15 protein-coding genes are annotated in these 16297 nt (G+C 56.6%); 6 read left to right on the top strand and 9 right to left on the bottom strand.

The window, feature by feature from the left end:
* Positions 1–12 precede the first annotated feature (12 nt).
* Positions 13–2292: a molybdopterin guanine dinucleotide-containing S/N-oxide reductase gene (locus A1830_RS16820; protein ID WP_067709033.1), complete on the bottom strand. Its 2280-nt coding sequence runs from the start codon at positions 2290–2292 to the stop codon at positions 13–15.
* A gap of 253 nt (positions 2293–2545) precedes the next feature.
* On the opposite strand from A1830_RS16820, the gene galR reads away from it, so the two are divergent.
* A complete protein-coding gene (gene galR / locus A1830_RS16815) occupies positions 2546–3547 on the top strand; it encodes an HTH-type transcriptional regulator GalR (RefSeq protein WP_067708948.1) in 1002 nt (333 codons plus the stop codon).
* Between the two features lie 27 nt (positions 3548–3574).
* Here the strand turns inward: galR and A1830_RS16810 are convergent, their stop codons facing one another.
* The 4 genes from A1830_RS16810 to A1830_RS16795 form a co-directional block, all read right to left on the bottom strand.
* The gene (locus A1830_RS16810) at positions 3575–4348 is read right to left on the bottom strand and encodes an FCD domain-containing protein (protein ID WP_067708947.1); all 774 of its coding nucleotides are present in this window, start codon (positions 4346–4348) and stop codon (positions 3575–3577) included.
* Between the two features lie 114 nt (positions 4349–4462).
* Positions 4463–4780 (bottom strand): PTS sugar transporter subunit IIB, encoded by a 318-nt coding sequence (locus tag A1830_RS16805; RefSeq protein ID WP_067708945.1) that lies wholly within the window; start codon positions 4778–4780, stop codon positions 4463–4465.
* A 9-nt stretch (positions 4781–4789) separates the two neighbouring features.
* On the bottom strand, positions 4790–6217 hold the full coding sequence (locus A1830_RS16800; RefSeq protein WP_067708943.1) for a glycoside hydrolase family 1 protein: 1428 nt from the start codon (positions 6215–6217) through the stop codon (positions 4790–4792).
* Positions 6218–6231: 14 nt separating this feature from the next.
* Complete coding sequence (locus tag A1830_RS16795; RefSeq protein WP_067708941.1) at positions 6232–7560, bottom strand: PTS sugar transporter subunit IIC; 1329 nt, start codon at positions 7558–7560, stop codon at positions 6232–6234.
* Between the two features lie 186 nt (positions 7561–7746).
* Between A1830_RS16795 and A1830_RS16790 the strand changes: the two genes are divergently transcribed.
* On the top strand, positions 7747–8064 hold the full coding sequence (locus A1830_RS16790) for a PTS lactose/cellobiose transporter subunit IIA (RefSeq protein ID WP_067708939.1): 318 nt from the start codon (positions 7747–7749) through the stop codon (positions 8062–8064).
* Positions 8065–8127: 63 nt separating this feature from the next.
* Here A1830_RS16790 and lysA read toward each other — a convergent pair whose 3' ends face one another.
* The gene (gene lysA / locus A1830_RS16785) at positions 8128–9381 is read right to left on the bottom strand and encodes a diaminopimelate decarboxylase (protein ID WP_067708937.1); all 1254 of its coding nucleotides are present in this window, start codon (positions 9379–9381) and stop codon (positions 8128–8130) included.
* 120 nt (positions 9382–9501) lie between these two features.
* Between lysA and A1830_RS16780 the strand changes: the two genes are divergently transcribed.
* On the top strand, positions 9502–10422 hold the full coding sequence (locus A1830_RS16780; protein WP_067708935.1) for a LysR family transcriptional regulator: 921 nt from the start codon (positions 9502–9504) through the stop codon (positions 10420–10422).
* 102 nt (positions 10423–10524) lie between these two features.
* On the opposite strand, the gene A1830_RS16775 is transcribed toward A1830_RS16780, so the two are convergent.
* Positions 10525–11688: an MFS transporter gene (locus A1830_RS16775; protein WP_067709032.1), complete on the bottom strand. Its 1164-nt coding sequence runs from the start codon at positions 11686–11688 to the stop codon at positions 10525–10527.
* A gap of 293 nt (positions 11689–11981) precedes the next feature.
* On the opposite strand from A1830_RS16775, the gene vapB reads away from it, so the two are divergent.
* From vapB to A1830_RS16760, 3 genes are all read left to right on the top strand, one after another.
* Positions 11982–12209, top strand: coding sequence for a type II toxin-antitoxin system VapB family antitoxin (vapB, locus tag A1830_RS16770; RefSeq protein ID WP_067708933.1), 228 nt, complete (start codon positions 11982–11984; stop codon positions 12207–12209).
* Positions 12209–12607 carry a type II toxin-antitoxin system tRNA(fMet)-specific endonuclease VapC gene (gene vapC, locus A1830_RS16765; RefSeq protein WP_067708928.1) on the top strand — a complete coding sequence of 133 codons (399 nt, stop codon included), beginning with the start codon at positions 12209–12211 and terminating at the stop codon, positions 12605–12607. Before vapB ends, vapC begins: the two co-directional genes overlap by 1 nt.
* A 236-nt stretch (positions 12608–12843) precedes the next feature.
* Positions 12844–13467, top strand: coding sequence for a trypsin-like peptidase domain-containing protein (locus tag A1830_RS16760; RefSeq protein ID WP_067708925.1), 624 nt, complete (start codon positions 12844–12846; stop codon positions 13465–13467).
* A gap of 117 nt (positions 13468–13584) precedes the next feature.
* Here the strand turns inward: A1830_RS16760 and lysS are convergent, their stop codons facing one another.
* Together lysS and prfB are read right to left on the bottom strand one after the other, a co-directional pair.
* Complete coding sequence (gene lysS / locus A1830_RS16755; protein ID WP_067708923.1) at positions 13585–15105, bottom strand: lysine--tRNA ligase; 1521 nt, start codon at positions 15103–15105, stop codon at positions 13585–13587.
* 9 nt (positions 15106–15114) lie between these two features.
* Positions 15115–16213, bottom strand: a protein-coding gene (gene prfB, locus A1830_RS16750) for a peptide chain release factor 2 (protein WP_156485027.1) whose coding sequence is annotated in 2 segments (ribosomal slippage) — positions 15115–16137 and positions 16139–16213 — 1098 coding nt in all. Because the reading frame shifts where the segments join, the coding sequence is not laid out codon by codon here.
* Between the last annotated feature and the right edge of the window lie 84 nt (positions 16214–16297).

Raw genomic sequence — 16297 nt, 5'->3', positions numbered from 1 at the left:
GCCATGAGTTTCTTAGGCTGTTTTGCAATCTTTTGCCCGACGGATCTCCACCAGGCAGCTCATCGCATTAGGCCCCTGGGTCAGGGATGAGGTTCCGATGTCCAGCGTCAGGACATTTGGATTTCCCGCCCGGTCGTAAGGCTGCCAGGCTTTGCCAAAACCCGGATCAAACCAGGCGCCGGTCGCGATCAGCACCACGCTGCGGCTGACGCCCTCAGTCAGCCTGACCCCCGCCAGCATTCTGCCGCGATCGTTACTCACGTCAATGACGTCGCCATCGACGATGCCGCGCGCGGCAGCATCTTCAGGGTGCATCCACAGCGTTTCATGCCCGGCCGTTTTGTTCGCCTGCACCGACGGCGTGGCATCCATTTGGCTATGGAGACGATCGGCAGGCTGAACAGAGATCATATGCAGGGGGAAACGCTGACCGATCTCTGCACCCAGCCACTCTTCCGGCGGCCGCCATTCAGGATGCGGAGCAAAGTCGTCCAGCTGATAACCGGCAATCGTCTCGCTGAACAACTCAATTTTGCCGCTGGCGGTTTTAATCGGGCTGGCCTCCGGGTCATCACGAAACGCTTCCATAAAGACGAAGGGCTTCTCCCCTGCGGGTACTTCGACGTAGCCCTGCTCCCAGAAGGTCTGGAATTCCGGCCAGTGAACGCCTTTGCGCTGGTGGGCGACGGCACACTGCTGGTAAAGATGGGCTATCCACTGCGCTTCATTGCGGTTTTCGGTAAAGGCCTCGCGATAGCCCAGCCGCTCGGCGAGATCGGCAAAAATATCAAAATCGTTACGGGCCTGATGCTGCGGTTTAATGGCCTGGTGCATCGCCAGCACAAAGCGATCGCGGGAGGAACCACCGATATCGTTACGCTCGAGAGAGGTGGTAACCGGCAGCACAATATCCGCCATCCGGGCCGCCGGCGTCCAGACAATGTCCTGTACGATGACCGTATCGGGCCGCTGCCAGCCAGCCACCAGCCGGTTTAGCTGCTGATGGTGATGAAAAGGGTTGCCGCCCGCCCAGTGAACCAGATGAATATCCGGATAGGTGTGCGTTTCGCCCTGAAACCGATAGGGTTCACCGGGATGCAGCAGCATATCGCTGATACGCGCAACGGGGATTGACCGGTCGGCGATCGGGTTAATCCCGGTAGACATCAGCGGTGCGGGTCCTTCTATACGGGGATTACCGACGCTGTTCATTGAGCCATGACCAAATGAGAAACCGGCTCCCGGCAGGCCAGGCTGGCCGAGCATGGAGGAGAGCGCGATCATCATCCAGTAGGGCTGTTCGCCGCGGTGCGCACGCTGAACCGAATAGGAACAGGTGATAAAGCTGCGTTTGCCTGTGAGCTGTTTAGCCAGCTGCTGAATTCGCTCTGCGGGGATCCCGGTTATCTCACTGGCCCACTGCGGCGTTTTCGGCGTACCGTCGCTCTCCCCCAGCAGATAACGGCGTAGCTGCGGATACCCCACGCAGTGGGAGTGCAGGAACGCCGTATCCACGGCGTTGAGCCGTTCGATTTCAAAGCCAAGAGCCAGCATCAGCGCCACATCGGTATTGGGGCGGATAGGGATCCATTCGGCGTTGACGAACGCCGGGCAGTCATCGCGCATCGGGCTGATATTGATAACCGTCGTGCCTTTGGCCGCCAGCGCCAGCAGCGCGGGTTTAAGGCTGTGCTGCCCTGCCCCGCCGGACGCGACCTGGCCGTTTTTCAGCGCCAGGCCACCAAAGGCGATAAATATTTCACAATGTTCAACAACGCTCGGCCAGTCGGTAACCCGCCCGGTCAGCGGCATATAGGTGCCGATCACATAGGGCAGAAAGAACTGCGCCGCGCCCCAGCTGTAGTTGCCGAGCTGATCAATACCGCCGCCGCCGGTGAAGTAGAAGCGACGGATCAGCGTGCGGGCATGGTTGACCCGCCCTGCCGATGACCAGCCGTAAGATCCGGTAAAGATGCCCTCTGCGCCGTAGCGATCGCGTACCCGACGGTTCTCTTCCGCCACCAGGTCAAGCGCGGTATCCCAGTCAACTTCAACGAAGTCTTCACGCCCGCGCAGCGTCCGGTCACTGTTTTCACGCGAGCGAAGCCACGAACGGCGCACCATTGGCCGACGAATCCGCTTATCGGAATAGACCAGTTCCGGAATGCTGTTAAGCATGGGCGACGGGTCCTGATCAGCAAAAAAGGGTTCGCAGCGCAGCAGTTTCCCCGCCTCCACGACGGCGTTAAAGGCGCCCCAGTGGGCAAGGTGCGGCACTTTTTTTAGGGTCATATCGGGTCCGACAGGCATTTTTTATGGAAAGTCAGGGTAGCATTTTTTCACGCTATTGCGCTTTTGAGATGGACAATTTATCACAAGGGTAAATCCTGCCCAATGGCATCTCACTGTCTGACCAGCGGATCTCCCCACCCGCAGAATTTACTCTGCTTTGCGACGGCGCTGGCATTCTGTGTGCTTGAAGTTACTGGGGATTTCCGCAACACTTAGGGCAATGTAACCGCTTACCCAGGAAGGCCCAGAACCTATGGCTACCATAAAGGATGTTGCCAGACTTGCGGGCGTTTCCGTCGCTACGGTTTCCCGCGTGATCAACCATTCACCTAAAGCCAGTGAGCACTCCCGCCAGGCGGTCAACAGCGCCATGGCTCAGCTCCAGTACCATCCCAACGCCAACGCGCGCGCGCTGGCTCAGCAGTCGACGGAAACCATGGGGCTGGTTGTCGGGGATGTCTCGGACCCGTTTTTCGGCGCGATGGTAAAAGCGGTAGAGGAAGTCGCCTACGATACCGGCAACTTTTTGCTGATTGGTAACGGTTACCATAATGAGCAGAAAGAGCGGCAGGCGATTGAACAGCTAATCCGCCACCGCTGCGGGGCACTGGTCGTCCATGCCAAGAAGATTGCGAACGATGAACTGATCCCGCTGATGCAGCAAATTCCCGGTATGGTGCTGATTAACCGCGCCCTGCCCGGCTTCGAACAGCGCTGTATTGCCCTGGACGACCGCTATGGCTCCTGGCTGGCGACCCGCCATCTGATCCAGCAGGGGCACCAGAACATCGCCTATCTCTGTTCTACGCATCCTATCTCGGATTCGGAGGACCGCCTGCAGGGCTATTACGATGCGCTGAAAGAGCATAATCTTCCGTGCAACGATCGGCTGGTCGCGCTGGGGGAACCCGATGAGATTGGCGGCGAGCAGGCGATGACCGAACTGCTTGGGCGCGGTAAGCCCTTTACCGCCGTGGCCTGCTACAACGACTCGATGGCGGCGGGCGCGCTGGCGGTGCTGAGTGATAATAGCGTGCGGGTGCCGGAAGAGATGTCCCTGATTGGCTTTGATGACGTGCTGGTTTCCCGCTATGTCCGGCCCCGCCTGACCACGGTACGCTATCCGATTGTTACCATGGCCCAGCAGGCGGCCGCGCTGGCGTTAGCGCTGGCTAACAAGCAGCCGCTGCCAGAGGTCACCAATATGTTCAGCCCGACGCTGGTCCGTCGCCATTCGGTGGGCTCGCCCGTCTGAAGCAAGCGATATTACCGCCGCCCTGAGCTACACCAGCTTTCCCTGGAAAATCGGCACGGATTCAAACAGATAGCCGTCGAAGTCTGGCGCATCCGCGTCTGATAGCTCCAGCAGGGAATGTTTGACGTTTTCCAGGTGCTGCCACATGGCCTGCCAGGCCCCCATTACGTCGCGACGCCGCAGCGCGGCCAGAATGGTCTGGTGGTCACCCAGCCACTTCAGCCGGTAGCTGCGCGTTTCAATATGGCTGCGCAGCTGTGACCACAGCGGGCTGTTTTCATGATGGCGCCAGATACTGGTTACGGTATCCAACAGCATCTGATTTTGCGTCGCCCCCGCCAGCAGCAGGTGAAACACCTTGTCGTTGTCCTGACTGGTATCGTTCACCGCAATCGCCTTCTGCTCCTGCTCCAGAATGCGTTTAAGATTTTCGATGTCCGCTTTAGTCGCCATCTTAGCCGCAAAGGCGGCAATATTACTTTCAAGCAGCTGGCGCGCCTGGAGCATTTCAAACGGCCCGACGTCACTGCGGAAGAATGCTTCCTCTTCATCGCTGCTTTGCGAAGGAATACGCATCACATACACGCCCGAGCTTTGCCGAATATCCACCGTGCCTTCCAGTTCCAGCATCAGTAGCGCTTCGCGCACGATGGTGCGGCTGACGCCCCAGGTTTCTGCGATATGACGTTCAGGCGGCAGCCGGGAACCGACGGCATACTCACCCTCTATAATTTGCTGACGCAGATGCTGCCCAATTTCCTGATACTGTTTCTTTTCTTGCCCCGGCACGCCCTTTTCCACTCATTCACCCTTAACGCATTAACGATCATGGTAATCCCGCCGTCCAGTTCCGCAGCGCGGGTCTTCTGTGCTCCACCGGAGGACAGAAGACCCGCCATCGACGAGTTAATCGGACTAGTTTACCAAAGCCAGCGCCTGATCGAGTACTTTTGCGCCGTTAAGCGTGCCGTAGGCGACGGAATCAATCACCGCAATCGGGATTTGATAGCTGTCGGTGAGCTTGCGGTTCTCTTCCAGCTTAAAGCGCACCTGGGGGCCAAGCAGTACCACCGCTACCTCGCTGCCGCAGCTTTCCAGTTCGTCACGCAAATTCTGTTCAGGAATGGCATAGATGCGGTATTCCAGCCCCCGCGTCGTCGCCTCTTTTTCCATCCGGGTCACCACCATTGAGGTGGACATACCTGCCGCGCAGGCCAGTAGGATACGTTTCATTTAGCTCCCCTATTTCATTTCATCATCAAGGTTGACCACCAGCCGGCGTGAATCGCGCAGGCGTCGATACCAGTGGGCCGATTTTTTCATCCGGCGAGCGCGATTATCCTCAAGATCAATCTCAATCAGGCCGTAACGATTTTTAAAGGCATTCATCGGTGAAACATTGTCGGTAAACGCCCACAGCATATAGCCCTGGCAGTTTGCCCCCTTTGCCCGCGCTTTTAGCGTTTGGTAAAGATGCTCGGTGATAAATTCAATTCGGTAATCATCCTGGATTTCGCCGTCCGCATTTTTGAACTGCACTTCATTTTCTATGCCCATTCCGCTTTCGGCCACGAACCAGGGAATGTTGCCGTACTCATTTTTTATCCTCATCGCCATGTCATAAATGATGCGCGGCTGAATCTCCCAGCCGCGGGATTTATTCATGCGGCGGCCCGGCAGCTCGAAGTGCTCGTAGTAAAAGGCCGGGTGGAACGGCGTTTCAGGATGCCAGGCGCGCGAAGGGGCTTTCACGCGGTGCGGATAGTAGAGATTGATCCCCACCTCATCGACGCGGTTTTCTGCGATCAGCTGTAGCTCAGCCGGGGTGTAATCCCAGCGGACCTGATGCTTCGCCAGCAGCGCGATCAATTCGGCGGGATACGTCCCCAGGATGGCCGGATCGAGGAATACCCGGTTATAAAACAGATCGTAGCGTTCAGCCGCCAGGACGTCATGTGGCGCGCTGGAGCGCGGGTAGGTCACCTCCGGATTGAGGATAGTGCCTACCGTGCCCCGATAGCCCTTTTCCCTGAAGAGCTTTACCACTTTGGCGGTCGCCAGGTTTTTATGGTGATTCCACTGCATCCATTTCGCGGTGTTTTGCTCGTAGGGCCAGCGAATGGCATCAAGGTAGACGCGGGTTTGCACCACAATCGGCTCATTAAAGGTGAACCAGCGCGTAACTTTTTCGGCATAGCGCTCAAAGACCTTTCCGGCATAGCGCAGGTAAAGCTCCACCACCTGCTTCGCTCCCCAGCCGCCATATTTTTCCATCAGCACGGCGGGCAGTTCGTAATGCTCAAGGCAGAGCATGACCTCGATCCCCTGCGCCTGCATTTCATTGATCAGGCTGTCGTAGTATGCCGCATACTCTTCATCGACGACGGCATTCTCATAATCGGTGAGAAAGCGGGACCAGTTGATCGAGGTACGATAGTGGGTCAGTCCGGCGGCCTTCATCAGTGCGACATCTTCTTTATAGCGGTTGATGAAATCCGTCGCGACCGCTGGCCCGTAGCCGTTGTGCCAGACGTGGCGGTCATTTTTATACCAGGCGTCCAGGTATGAATCCTGCCCAGCTTTTTTGCCGCTCCAGCCCTCAGTCTGCCAGGCAGAGGCGGCGGCCCCCAGAATAAAGTCGTCCGGCAGCGTGACGATAACGTTGCTCATTTTTTCTCCTCAGGTTAGCGCTGTTCAGCCGACATCAGCGCTGATTCCGCCGCTTCGGCGCGGCGCGCAGCGATTCTTACAAAGGGCAGATAGACCAGTACCGATACGGCGATGCAGAGTATCTGGGTCACCACCGCGCCCATGGATCCGGCGGTAGAGAGCCAGGCGTTGATAATTGGCGGCGTGGTCCAGGGCACCATCACCACCGCCTTCCCGGCAAAGCCCAAAGCCGTTGCAAAGTAGCCAATCGAGCCGGTGATAAGCGGCGTGATAATAAAAGGGATAGCGAGGATCGGATTCAGCATGATGGGCATACCGAAGATAACCGGCTCATTGATGTTAAACAGCCCTGGCCCAAATGAGAGCTTGGCGATTTCGCGCATCTCTTTTCGCCGGGTGGCAAGCATCACCGCGCTAAGCAGGCCGATAGTCAGGCCGGATCCGCCGATGCTCATATAGACATCCCAGAACGGCATGGTGATGATATTTGGCACCTCTTTGCCCTGCTCAAAGGCATTCATATTGACCAGAATAGCCCCCAGCAGCAGCGGTTCACGGATAGGCTTAACCATCTGATTACCGTGAATGCCGATCACCCAGAACAGCTGAGCCACAAACATCAGCAGCAGAATGCCCCACAGGCTTTGCACCACCGATTCCAGCGGCTCCTGCACGACCTTATAAACGGCGTCATAGAGATACATGCCGGTCACCGAGTGGAAGATAAAGCCAAAGGTCGCCACGGCGGAGACGGTGATAATGGCCGGTATCAGGGCTGAAAACGAGGCCGCCACGTTGGGGGGAACGGTATCCGGCATTTTTATCTTTAGCCGGTCGATATTTTCCAGTCGACAATAGATTTCAACGGAAAGGATGGCGATAAACATGCCGAGGAACAGGCTTTTGGTGTCCGAAAATTGTTTGGCGAGCACGTCGGTCACCACGTGCATTTGCCCCTCAACCAGCATGGATAGCGTGGTGGGCGTGACGGCAATAAAGCAGATAATCGCCAGCAGGCCGGGGAAAAGAGTTTTGATGCCGTTGATTTTGCCTAACTCAATCCCGATCAGAAATACCGCGCCAATGTTCAGGAAGCTGAGCGTGGCGTAATTGATGCTGGTCGTTATCGGTTTCAGATCGGCCAGAAAAGCCAGCGCCTGAAAGCTGGCCAGCCCATTTTTGCCATCCAGAACCATATTGGAGATCAGCACTGAAAATGCACCAACGATAATGACGGGCATCAGGGTGATAAACGAGGCCTTGATCGCCATGATGTAGCGATAGCTGTTAAAACGGGTGGCGAAACTCCCCAGTGAGTCGATAAGCCGATCCTGTAAAGACATGCGTCGTACCTCAGAAGTAAGTGGTCAGGCATCCCAATTTTTTTCACTGACGAAATTCCGTTCTCGTGGCATACCAAAACTAGCAAAACGCCCTTAAGTTTCTGTGACTGGCTTCTCAGAAGCGCTTATTGGCATTCCGATAGTATGTAATCACGCTTTTTGGCATACCAATAACCGGAGGCAGTGATGGATTTCGAACAGACGATGATGGAGCTGTTGATCAATGCGGGCGAGGCGCGATCCCATGCGATGAGCGCAATACAGTTCGCCCGCAAGCGCGACTGGCCGCAGGCCGATGACGCGCTTGCAGCTTCGCTGGCAGCGTCGAAGCAGGCACACCATATCCAGACCCAGCTGATTGGCGCCGATGAGGGCTGCGGTAAGGTGCCGGTCACGCTGATCCTCGTTCACGCGCAGGATCATCTGATGAATGCCATGCTGTGCCGCGATTTGGCGGAGGAGCTGGTACTGTTGAGAAAGGAGCTGGCAGGCGTGGCAGTATAGGAAATTCGGGCTTGCTGGCTGAAGGGGCTCGGGAAAAGGGAGGGGGAAACAGCCCCCTCTGAGTTACTGCTCCAGCGCGATCAGCTCCTGGATGGTCTGCGCGCGGCGGATCTGCCGCGGCTGGCCGTTCTCAAACAGGAATTCTGGCAGCAGCGGGCGGCTGTTGTAGTTAGAGGACATTGAGGCGCCATACGCACCGGTATCGTGGAATACCAGATAGTCCCCCACCTTAACCTCAGGCAGCGAGCGGGTTTCCACCATGCCACCTTCCTGCTGGGTGAACACATCGCCAGACTCACACAGCGGCCCGGCCACCACGCTCTCGAGGGTCTTCTCTTCGTGCAGGTCACGGCCATCGGCCGCAATGGCGGAAATATGATGATAGCTGCCGTACATGGCGGGACGCATCAGGTCATTAAAACCGGCATCGACCAGCACAAAATGGCGGCTTCCCATCTGCTTGACGGCGCGAACCTGCGAGACCAGGACGCCCGACTCGGCGACCAGAAAACGGCCCGGCTCAATCTCCAGTTTAACCGCATGCCCCAGGTGCTCAGCAACGCGCTGACGAGCGGCATCCCACAGGCCGAAATAGTGGTCAGTATTAATCGCCTCTTCACCAAAGTGATAAGGCACGGACAGGCCGCCTCCGGCTGAGATCGCCTGCAAATCCTGACCGAATTCGACAACCTGGCTGACCATGGCATCGCATACCTGTTCCAGATGACCATAGTCGACGCCCGATCCAATATGCATATGGATCCCCACCAGCTTCAGCTGATAGCGCTGAATCGCCTCAAGCGCCAGTGCCAGATCGCTATGCCAGATGCCGTGCTTGCTGTTTTCACCGCCGGTATTGGTTTTTTGACTGTGCCCGTGACCGAAGCCCGGATTGATGCGCAGCCAGACGGAATGACCCGGTGAAACCTGCCCGAGCTGGTGCAGCATATCCACCGAGCCTGCGTTGACCGGGATTTTCAGCGCGGCAAGGCGCGCCAGCGTGGGCCGATCAATCACGTCAGCGGTAAAGACGATATCATCGCCCCCGGGCTGGAACCCCGCCGCCAGCGCACGTTCTATCTCGCCCAGCGACACGGAGTCCACCTTTACACCTGCCGCGCGCATCAGCCGCAGGATATGAATATTTGAGCAGGCCTTTTGCGCAAAACGCACCACGTCAAACTGCTGCAGCTGGCTGATACGCTGGTGGATCACGCTGGCGTCATACACCCAGACAGGGCCGCCAGTCTGGCGAACCAGCGGGAGTAAATGAGTACGGTTAAGGGCTGTTTCGGTGTTATCAAGCTGGCGCGGCATTCTGTTTCTCCTTAGCGGGTTAAGGCTATTACGCCACAGCAGAGGCAGGGTGAAAAATATCTGTTTTATCCTGATCTATTCATCCATGATATGGCTTTGTCCGACAGAGCGTGAACACCCATGGCAGCGATAACCCTGCGTCATATCGAAATATTTCATGCGGTGGTAACCACCAGCAACCTCACCGAGGCGGCTGCGATGCTGCATACCTCGCAGCCGACGGTCAGCCGCGAGCTGGCGAGGCTGGAAAAGCTCAGTGGCCTGAAACTGTTTGACCGGGTGCGCGGTCGATTACAGCCGACCGTGCAGGGGTTGAAATTGTTTGAGGAGGTGCAGCGATCCTGGTACGGGCTGGACCGGATTATCAGCGCCGCCGAGGGGCTGCGTCAGTTTCGCCAGGGTGAACTCTCTGTGGCCTGCCTGCCGGTGTTTGCACAGTCGCTGCTGCCGCTGCTCTGCCAGCCCTTTTTACAGCGCTTCCCCGATGTCAGCCTGAACATTATTTCGCAGGAGTCACCGCTGCTGGAAGAGTGGCTTTCGGCCCAGCGTTACGATCTGGGCCTGACGGAAACCAGCCAGGTTCCGGCGGGCACCGAGCGTACCGAGCTGTTTACCGGTAATGAAGTGTGCGTACTGCCGGAGGGACATGTGCTGGCCCAAAAAACCTGCCTGACGCCGCAGGATTTCGAGGGACACAGCTACATCAGCCTGTCACGGACGGACAGTTACCGACAGCTGCTGGACGATCTCTTTAGCGGGCACAACGTGAAACGCAGGATGGTAATGGAGACGCACAGCGCCGCGTCGGTGTGTGCCATGGTGCGGGCTGGGGTGGGGATTTCGGTGGTGAATCCACTGACGGCACTGGATTACGCCGGCAGCGGTGTGGTTATTCGACGTTTCAGTATTAACGTCCCTTTCACGGTCAGCCTGGTGCGGCCACGGCATCGCCCCTCATCGGCGCTGGTAGAAGCCTTTAGCGACCATCTTCGGCAGCAGATCGGCCCGTTTCACCAGCGCCTGAGCGCGATGCTGGATTAACCAGACGCGGTTTGTTCCGGCGGAGAACAATGCCAGGCGCAGGTAAACGCGCCCGATTGCAACGCGCTGTCAGTGCCCCGGCCTGCGTCTGGTTATCCCACGTCAGGCCCGTGCAGCCTGAGTCTGGCCGCGTGAGCGACGGAAGGTGAGCAGGCAGACGACCAGGCCCCCGGCGGCCAGTACCGCTGCGGCGACCGGTACGCGGGTCAGACCATAGCCGCCCGCAATAACCGCCCCACCGGCCCAGGCACCAAACGCGTTGCCGATATTAAATGCCGAAATGTTCAGGGTAGAGACCAGGTTGGGTGCTTCCTTCCCGTGGCGGACCACGTTGATTTGCAGTCCCGGCACGGTCGCAAAGGTCGCCATCGCCCAGAGGAACAGGGTGATTTCAGCCAGCCACAGCGCATGGCTGGTCCAGCTAAAGGCGAGTGAAAACAGGGCGATTAGCGCAAAGCTCAGGATCAGACTGAACGATACCTTCCAGTCTGCCAGCCTGCCGCCGAGGATATTACCGACGGTCAGGCCGGCACCGATTAGAAACAGCGTCCAGCTGACGCCTTTATCACTGAGACCAGTAACCTGTAGCAGCAGCGGCGCGATATAGCTGAACAGCGCAAACATCGCGGCGGCGAAAAAGACCGTCATCAGCAGTGACAGCCACAGTTTACCGTTCGCCAGCGCGCCGATTTCACTGGCAAGATCGACCGGCTTCTCATTGCGGTTGTTGGGCAGGCTGACAATCAGCGCGATAAACGCCAGGATCCCAATCACCCCTACGCCCCAGAAGGTGGCGCGCCAGCCAAACAGCTGGCCGAACCAGGTTCCCACCGGCACGCCCAGCACGTTAGCCAGCGTCAGGCCGGTGAACATCAGCGCCACCGCCGAGGCCTGACGGGCGGGTGCAACCAGACTGGCCGCCACGACGGCACCGATGCCAAAGAAAGCGCCGTGGCACAGCGCCGTTACAATTCGCGCCAGCATCAGCAGGTTATAGTTCCAGGCCAGCGCACACAGCACGTTGCCGACGATAAAAATCGACATCAGCAGAATAAGCGTAAGCTTACGCGGAAGCTTAGCGGTCAGCAGCGCCATAATCGGTGCGCCAATCGCCACGCCCAGCGCATAGCCGCTGATCAGCCAGCCCGCAGAAGGGAGAGAGACATGCAGGTCGCCTGCAACATCGGGTAGCAGCCCCATGATGACAAACTCGGTGGTGCCGATGGCGAACGCACTTAGCGCCAGCGCCAGTAATGAAACAGGCATGAATAAGACTCCCGGGAAGTAAATGAACCCGCCATAAACGGCAGGAAAAGGACGCGCGAAGAGGCAGATAACCGCAAACAGGGTTAAAAGTTTGATCTGCGTCATAGAAGTAATTACAGCATAGCTCAGGAGCAACTTATAGCCCATATGAGGCAATAATCTGTTGCCCAAAAAGCAAAAGTGGCGATGCGGCAGGCGTTAGCGCGAATGTGAACTACTGTATATCCCATTGACATATACGTCCGCTATGGCAGGCTGTATACACATCATGTATATCCCTGAGTGAGGTCAAAATGAAAACCACCGTATTTTTAACTAATCGCAGTCAGGCCGTTCGATTACCTAAAACTGTCGCATTGCCTGATGACATTAAGCATGTCGATGTTGTCGCCATCGGCAGAACCCGGATTATTACTCCCGTAGGTGAATCCTGGGACACATGGTTTGAGGGCGAATCCGTTACCGCTGATTTTATGTCTTCACGCGAACAGCCAGGTTCACAGGAACGGGAAAGCTTCTGATGCTCAAGTATATGCTGGACACCAACATCTGTATTTTTACCATCAAAAATAAACCGGAGGGCGTTCGGGAAAAGTTTAACCGTCATCATCAGCAGCTATGTATCAGTACCATAACGCTGATGGAGCTTATCTACGGCGCAGAGAAAAGCAGCCAGCCCGAGCGTAATCTGGCGGTTATTGAGGGTTTTATCGCCCGGCTGGACGTGCTGAATTATGACAGTCATGCCGCTATGCATACCGGGCAAATACGGGCCGAGCAGGCCAGAGCAGGCCAACCGATCGGTCCATACGACCAGATGATTGCGGGGCACGCCCGCAGCCAGGGCCTGGTCATCGTGACCAACAATATGCGTGAATTCTCTCGCGTATCAGGACTTCGCGCGGAAGACTGGCTCTAATTCATTACGCGCAGCATCACCCGCCAGGGATAACCCGCCCGCCAGCCGGGTCTCTCCAGGATTGATCTTAGTTTTCCCCTCCAGGTGCAACTTAAATTTGCCTTAAGTCAGATAAACAGTAGTCTGGGCAATAAGTGAAATAGTTAAAGCTTTGCGTGTAAAAGCCGATACCTCGATAACGGTTCCAACGGGCATCCCAGTGCTGTGCTTGATCGATTCATTGCCGAGGAAATAAGATGCAACGTGCTATTTTCCTGCTCACCCTGCTGCTGTGCGGATGTTCCGTCGGAAAGTATGAGTACAGTAGCGAGGCTGAAAAACGGGTAGATATGACCGTTACCGGGATCCCGACCGTCTTAGGGGTGGGTACGCTCGGCACCACAATACCGCTCACGTCTGAATACAGCCTGACCGCCGCGCACGTGGCGAAATACTCCCTGTATCGGGTGAAGGCTTACCATCCTGAATGTGACCTGGCGGTGGTGTACCATAAGAACACCGATTTTCATCCGCCCCACTTCCGTAATGGCCACATTGGCGACAAAATAAACCTCTACGGCTACAGCTTTATCTCCGCCATGCCGGTGGCATCGACCGGCACCAACCTGGTCAATACCGGCCTGAAAAATGAGTGGAACAAAGTCAGCTGCGTGGTGGTCGCGTCTGATGCAGGCGTGGTAAAAGGTATGTCCGGCGGGGCAGTCTATAATGCCGCTGATGACTCGGTGGCAGGCGTTATCGTCGGCTATTCAGACCGTATCAATGACCTGAAAACCGGTAAAGCGCTGTACAAAGACGTTTCGCTCTATATTCCCTATGCCCGCTTTAAGGACTGGTTGAATCAGGCCGTTAAATCCTGATCGTCGATAGCGTTTGGCGCGGGCCAATGAAAAAGGGACGAATCGCTTCGTCCCTTTACTCTGTCTGACCGTGCGTCCCGGTGGTCGTAAATCCCGGGACGGTGGTTCGTTAAGCGCTTACTTGCCGCCTGGACGCAGCGCAGGGAACAGAATGACGTCGCGGATGGTGTGGCTGTTAGTAAACAGCATCACCATACGGTCAATTCCAATCCCCAGCCCGGCCGTTGGCGGCAGGCCGTGCTCCAGCGCGGTGACGTAATCTTCGTCATAGAACATGGCTTCATCGTCACCCGCATCCTTGGCATTAACCTGCTGCAGGAAACGCTCTGCCTGATCCTGTGCATCATTCAGCTCGGAGAAGCCGTTGCCGATTTCACGCCCGCCGATAAAGAACTCAAAGCGATCGGTGATTTCCGGGTTCTGGTCGTTACGACGCGCCAGCGGCGAAACTTCAGCCGGATACTCGGTGATAAAGGTCGGCTGGATCAGATGGCTTTCCGCCGTCTCTTCAAAGATTTCCGTTACCAGACGGCCGAGGCCCCAGCTCTTCTCAATCTTGATCCCCAGCGACCGCGCAATGGCTGAAGCCTTATCAAAATCATCAAGATCGGCAAGGTCGGTTTCCGGACGGTATTTCTGGATCGCTTCCTTCATGGTCAGCTTGTCGAAGGGCTTACCGAAATCGAAGCTCTGCTCGCCATAAGGCACTACGGTGGTGCCAAGCACGTCCTGCGCCAGAGTACGGAACAGGCTCTCGGTCAGCTCGATCAGATCCTTATAGTCCGCATAGGACATATAGAGTTCCATCATGGTGAACTCTGGGTTATGGCGCGGTGAGATCCCTTCGTTGCGGAAGTTACGGTTGATCTCGAAGACGCGATCGAAGCCGCCGACCACCAGGCGCTTAAGGTACAGCTCCGGGGCGATGCGCAGATACATATCAATATCCAGCGCGTTATGATGAGTGATAAACGGACGGGCAGAGGCGCCGCCTGGGATCACCTGCATCATTGGCGTTTCCACTTCCATAAACTGGCGACCCACCATAAAGCTACGGATACCGGCCATAATCTGCGAGCGGATTTTAAAGGTTTTGCGCGATTCGTCGTTGGCGATCAGATCCAGATAGCGCTGACGGTAGCGGGTTTCCTGATCGGCCAGACCGTGAAACTTGTCCGGCAGCGGGCGCAGGGCTTTAGTCAGCAGGCGCAGTTCGCTACAGTGAATGGAAAGCTCGCCGGTTTTGGTTTTGAACAGCTTGCCGCGCGCACCGACGATATCGCCGAGATCCCACTTCTTGAACTGCTCGTTATAGATGCCTTCCGCCAGGTCGTCACGCGAAACGTACAGCTGAATGCGGCCGCCCACGTCCTGAAGGGTGACGAAGGAGGCTTTGCCCATAATACGGCGGGTCATCATGCGCCCGGCAACGCTAACCTCAATGCCCAGCGCTTCCAGCTCTTCGTTCTCTTTCGCATCAAACTCAGCATGCAGCTGGTCTGACGTGCGATCGCGGCGAAAATCATTCGGGAATGCCACGCCCTTTTCACGCAGCGCGCTGAGTTTTTCGCGACGCGCTTTCAGTTCATTGTTTAACTCAAGTGCGACGTCAGTGCCCTGCGGTTGTTGTTCAGACATGTCAGTTCCTTATAGCCCTGCTTTCAAGCTTGCTTCAATAAATCGGTCCAGATCGCCATCCAGCACCGCCTGGGTATTGCGGGTTTCCACGCCGGTGCGCAGGTCCTTGATACGTGCGTCATCAAGAACGTAGGAGCGGATTTGGCTCCCCCAGCCGATATCAGATTTGTTATCTTCCAGCGCCTGCTTCTCAGCATTTTTCTTCTGCATTTCCAGCTCATACAGCTTTGCCTTCATCTGCTTCATGGCCTGGTCTTTGTTTTTATGCTGAGAGCGATCGTTCTGGCACTGGGTAACGGTATTGGTCGGAATATGGGTGATACGCACCGCCGATTCGGTCCGGTTAACGTGCTGACCGCCCGCACCCGACGCGCGATAAACGTCAATACGCAGATCCGCCGGATTGATGTCGATATCAATATCGTCTTCCACTTCCGGATAGATAAAGGCGGAGCTGAACGAGGTATGGCGACGGCCACCCGAGTCAAACGGGCTTTTTCGCACCAGGCGATGGACGCCCGTTTCCGTGCGCAGCCAGCCGAAAGCGTAGTCGCCGATAATGCGCAGCGTGGCGGATTTGATCCCCGCAACGTCGCCGTCGGACTCTTCAATCACCTCGGTTTTGAAGCCTTTCGCTTCAGCCCAGCGCAGGTACATACGAACCAGCATGCTGGCCCAGTCCTGCGCTTCGGTGCCGCCGGAACCGGCCTGAATGTCGATGTAGCAGTCGGCGCTGTCGTACTCGCCGGAGAACATGCGGCGGAACTCAAGTTCGCCCAGCTTCTTCTCCAGCACGTCGAGTTCGGCAACGGCCTCGTTGAAGGTCTCTTCGTCTTCGGCTTCAACCGCCAGCTCCAGCAGGCCTGAGACGTCGTCCAGCCCCTGGGTAAGCTGATCCAGGGTTTCGACGATCGCTTCCAGCGACGAGCGCTCTTTGCCCAGCGCCTGGGCGCGTTCAGGCTCATTCCAGACGTCCGGCTGTTCCAGCTCGGCGTTAACTTCTTCTAAGCGTTCTTTCTTGGCATCGTAGTCAAAGATACCCCCTGAGAACGCCACTGCGCTCTGAGATATCCTGAATTCGGTTCTTTACCGGGTTAATTTCAAACATGATTTTAAAATCTTTTAGGTGATCGAATCGGGCGTAAATGTAACTCAGCAGTTTAACTGAAATTCGGGGCAGTTTGTAGCCTTG

Origin of the sequence: Erwinia sp. ErVv1 (genome assembly GCF_900068895.1) — a bacterium.
GTDB lineage: Bacteria > Pseudomonadota > Gammaproteobacteria > Enterobacterales > Enterobacteriaceae > Erwinia.
The sequence above is the reverse complement of the archived record's forward strand: the minus strand, read 5'-3'. Positions and strand labels throughout refer to the sequence as shown.

What these genes read in the sequence shown, in the direction of transcription:
- A1830_RS16760 (WP_067708925.1), top strand. Translation starts at nt 12,844, where the DNA reads ATGCAACGTGCTATTTTCCTGCTCACCCTGCTGCTGTGCGGATGTTCC.
- A1830_RS16780 (WP_067708935.1), top strand. Translation starts at nt 9,502, where the DNA reads ATGGCAGCGATAACCCTGCGTCATATCGAAATATTTCATGCGGTGGTA.
- lysS (WP_067708923.1), bottom strand. Translation starts at nt 15,105, where the DNA reads ATGTCTGAACAACAACCGCAGGGCACTGACGTCGCACTTGAGTTAAAC.
- A1830_RS16790 (WP_067708939.1), top strand. Translation starts at nt 7,747, where the DNA reads ATGGATTTCGAACAGACGATGATGGAGCTGTTGATCAATGCGGGCGAG.
- A1830_RS16805 (WP_067708945.1), bottom strand. Translation starts at nt 4,780, where the DNA reads ATGAAACGTATCCTACTGGCCTGCGCGGCAGGTATGTCCACCTCAATG.
- vapB (WP_067708933.1), top strand. Translation starts at nt 11,982, where the DNA reads ATGAAAACCACCGTATTTTTAACTAATCGCAGTCAGGCCGTTCGATTA.
- vapC (WP_067708928.1), top strand. Translation starts at nt 12,209, where the DNA reads ATGCTCAAGTATATGCTGGACACCAACATCTGTATTTTTACCATCAAA.
- A1830_RS16775 (WP_067709032.1), bottom strand. Translation starts at nt 11,688, where the DNA reads ATGCCTGTTTCATTACTGGCGCTGGCGCTAAGTGCGTTCGCCATCGGC.
- A1830_RS16795 (WP_067708941.1), bottom strand. Translation starts at nt 7,560, where the DNA reads ATGTCTTTACAGGATCGGCTTATCGACTCACTGGGGAGTTTCGCCACC.
- galR (WP_067708948.1), top strand. Translation starts at nt 2,546, where the DNA reads ATGGCTACCATAAAGGATGTTGCCAGACTTGCGGGCGTTTCCGTCGCT.
- lysA (WP_067708937.1), bottom strand. Translation starts at nt 9,381, where the DNA reads ATGCCGCGCCAGCTTGATAACACCGAAACAGCCCTTAACCGTACTCAT.
- A1830_RS16820 (WP_067709033.1), bottom strand. Translation starts at nt 2,292, where the DNA reads ATGACCCTAAAAAAAGTGCCGCACCTTGCCCACTGGGGCGCCTTTAAC.
- A1830_RS16800 (WP_067708943.1), bottom strand. Translation starts at nt 6,217, where the DNA reads ATGAGCAACGTTATCGTCACGCTGCCGGACGACTTTATTCTGGGGGCC.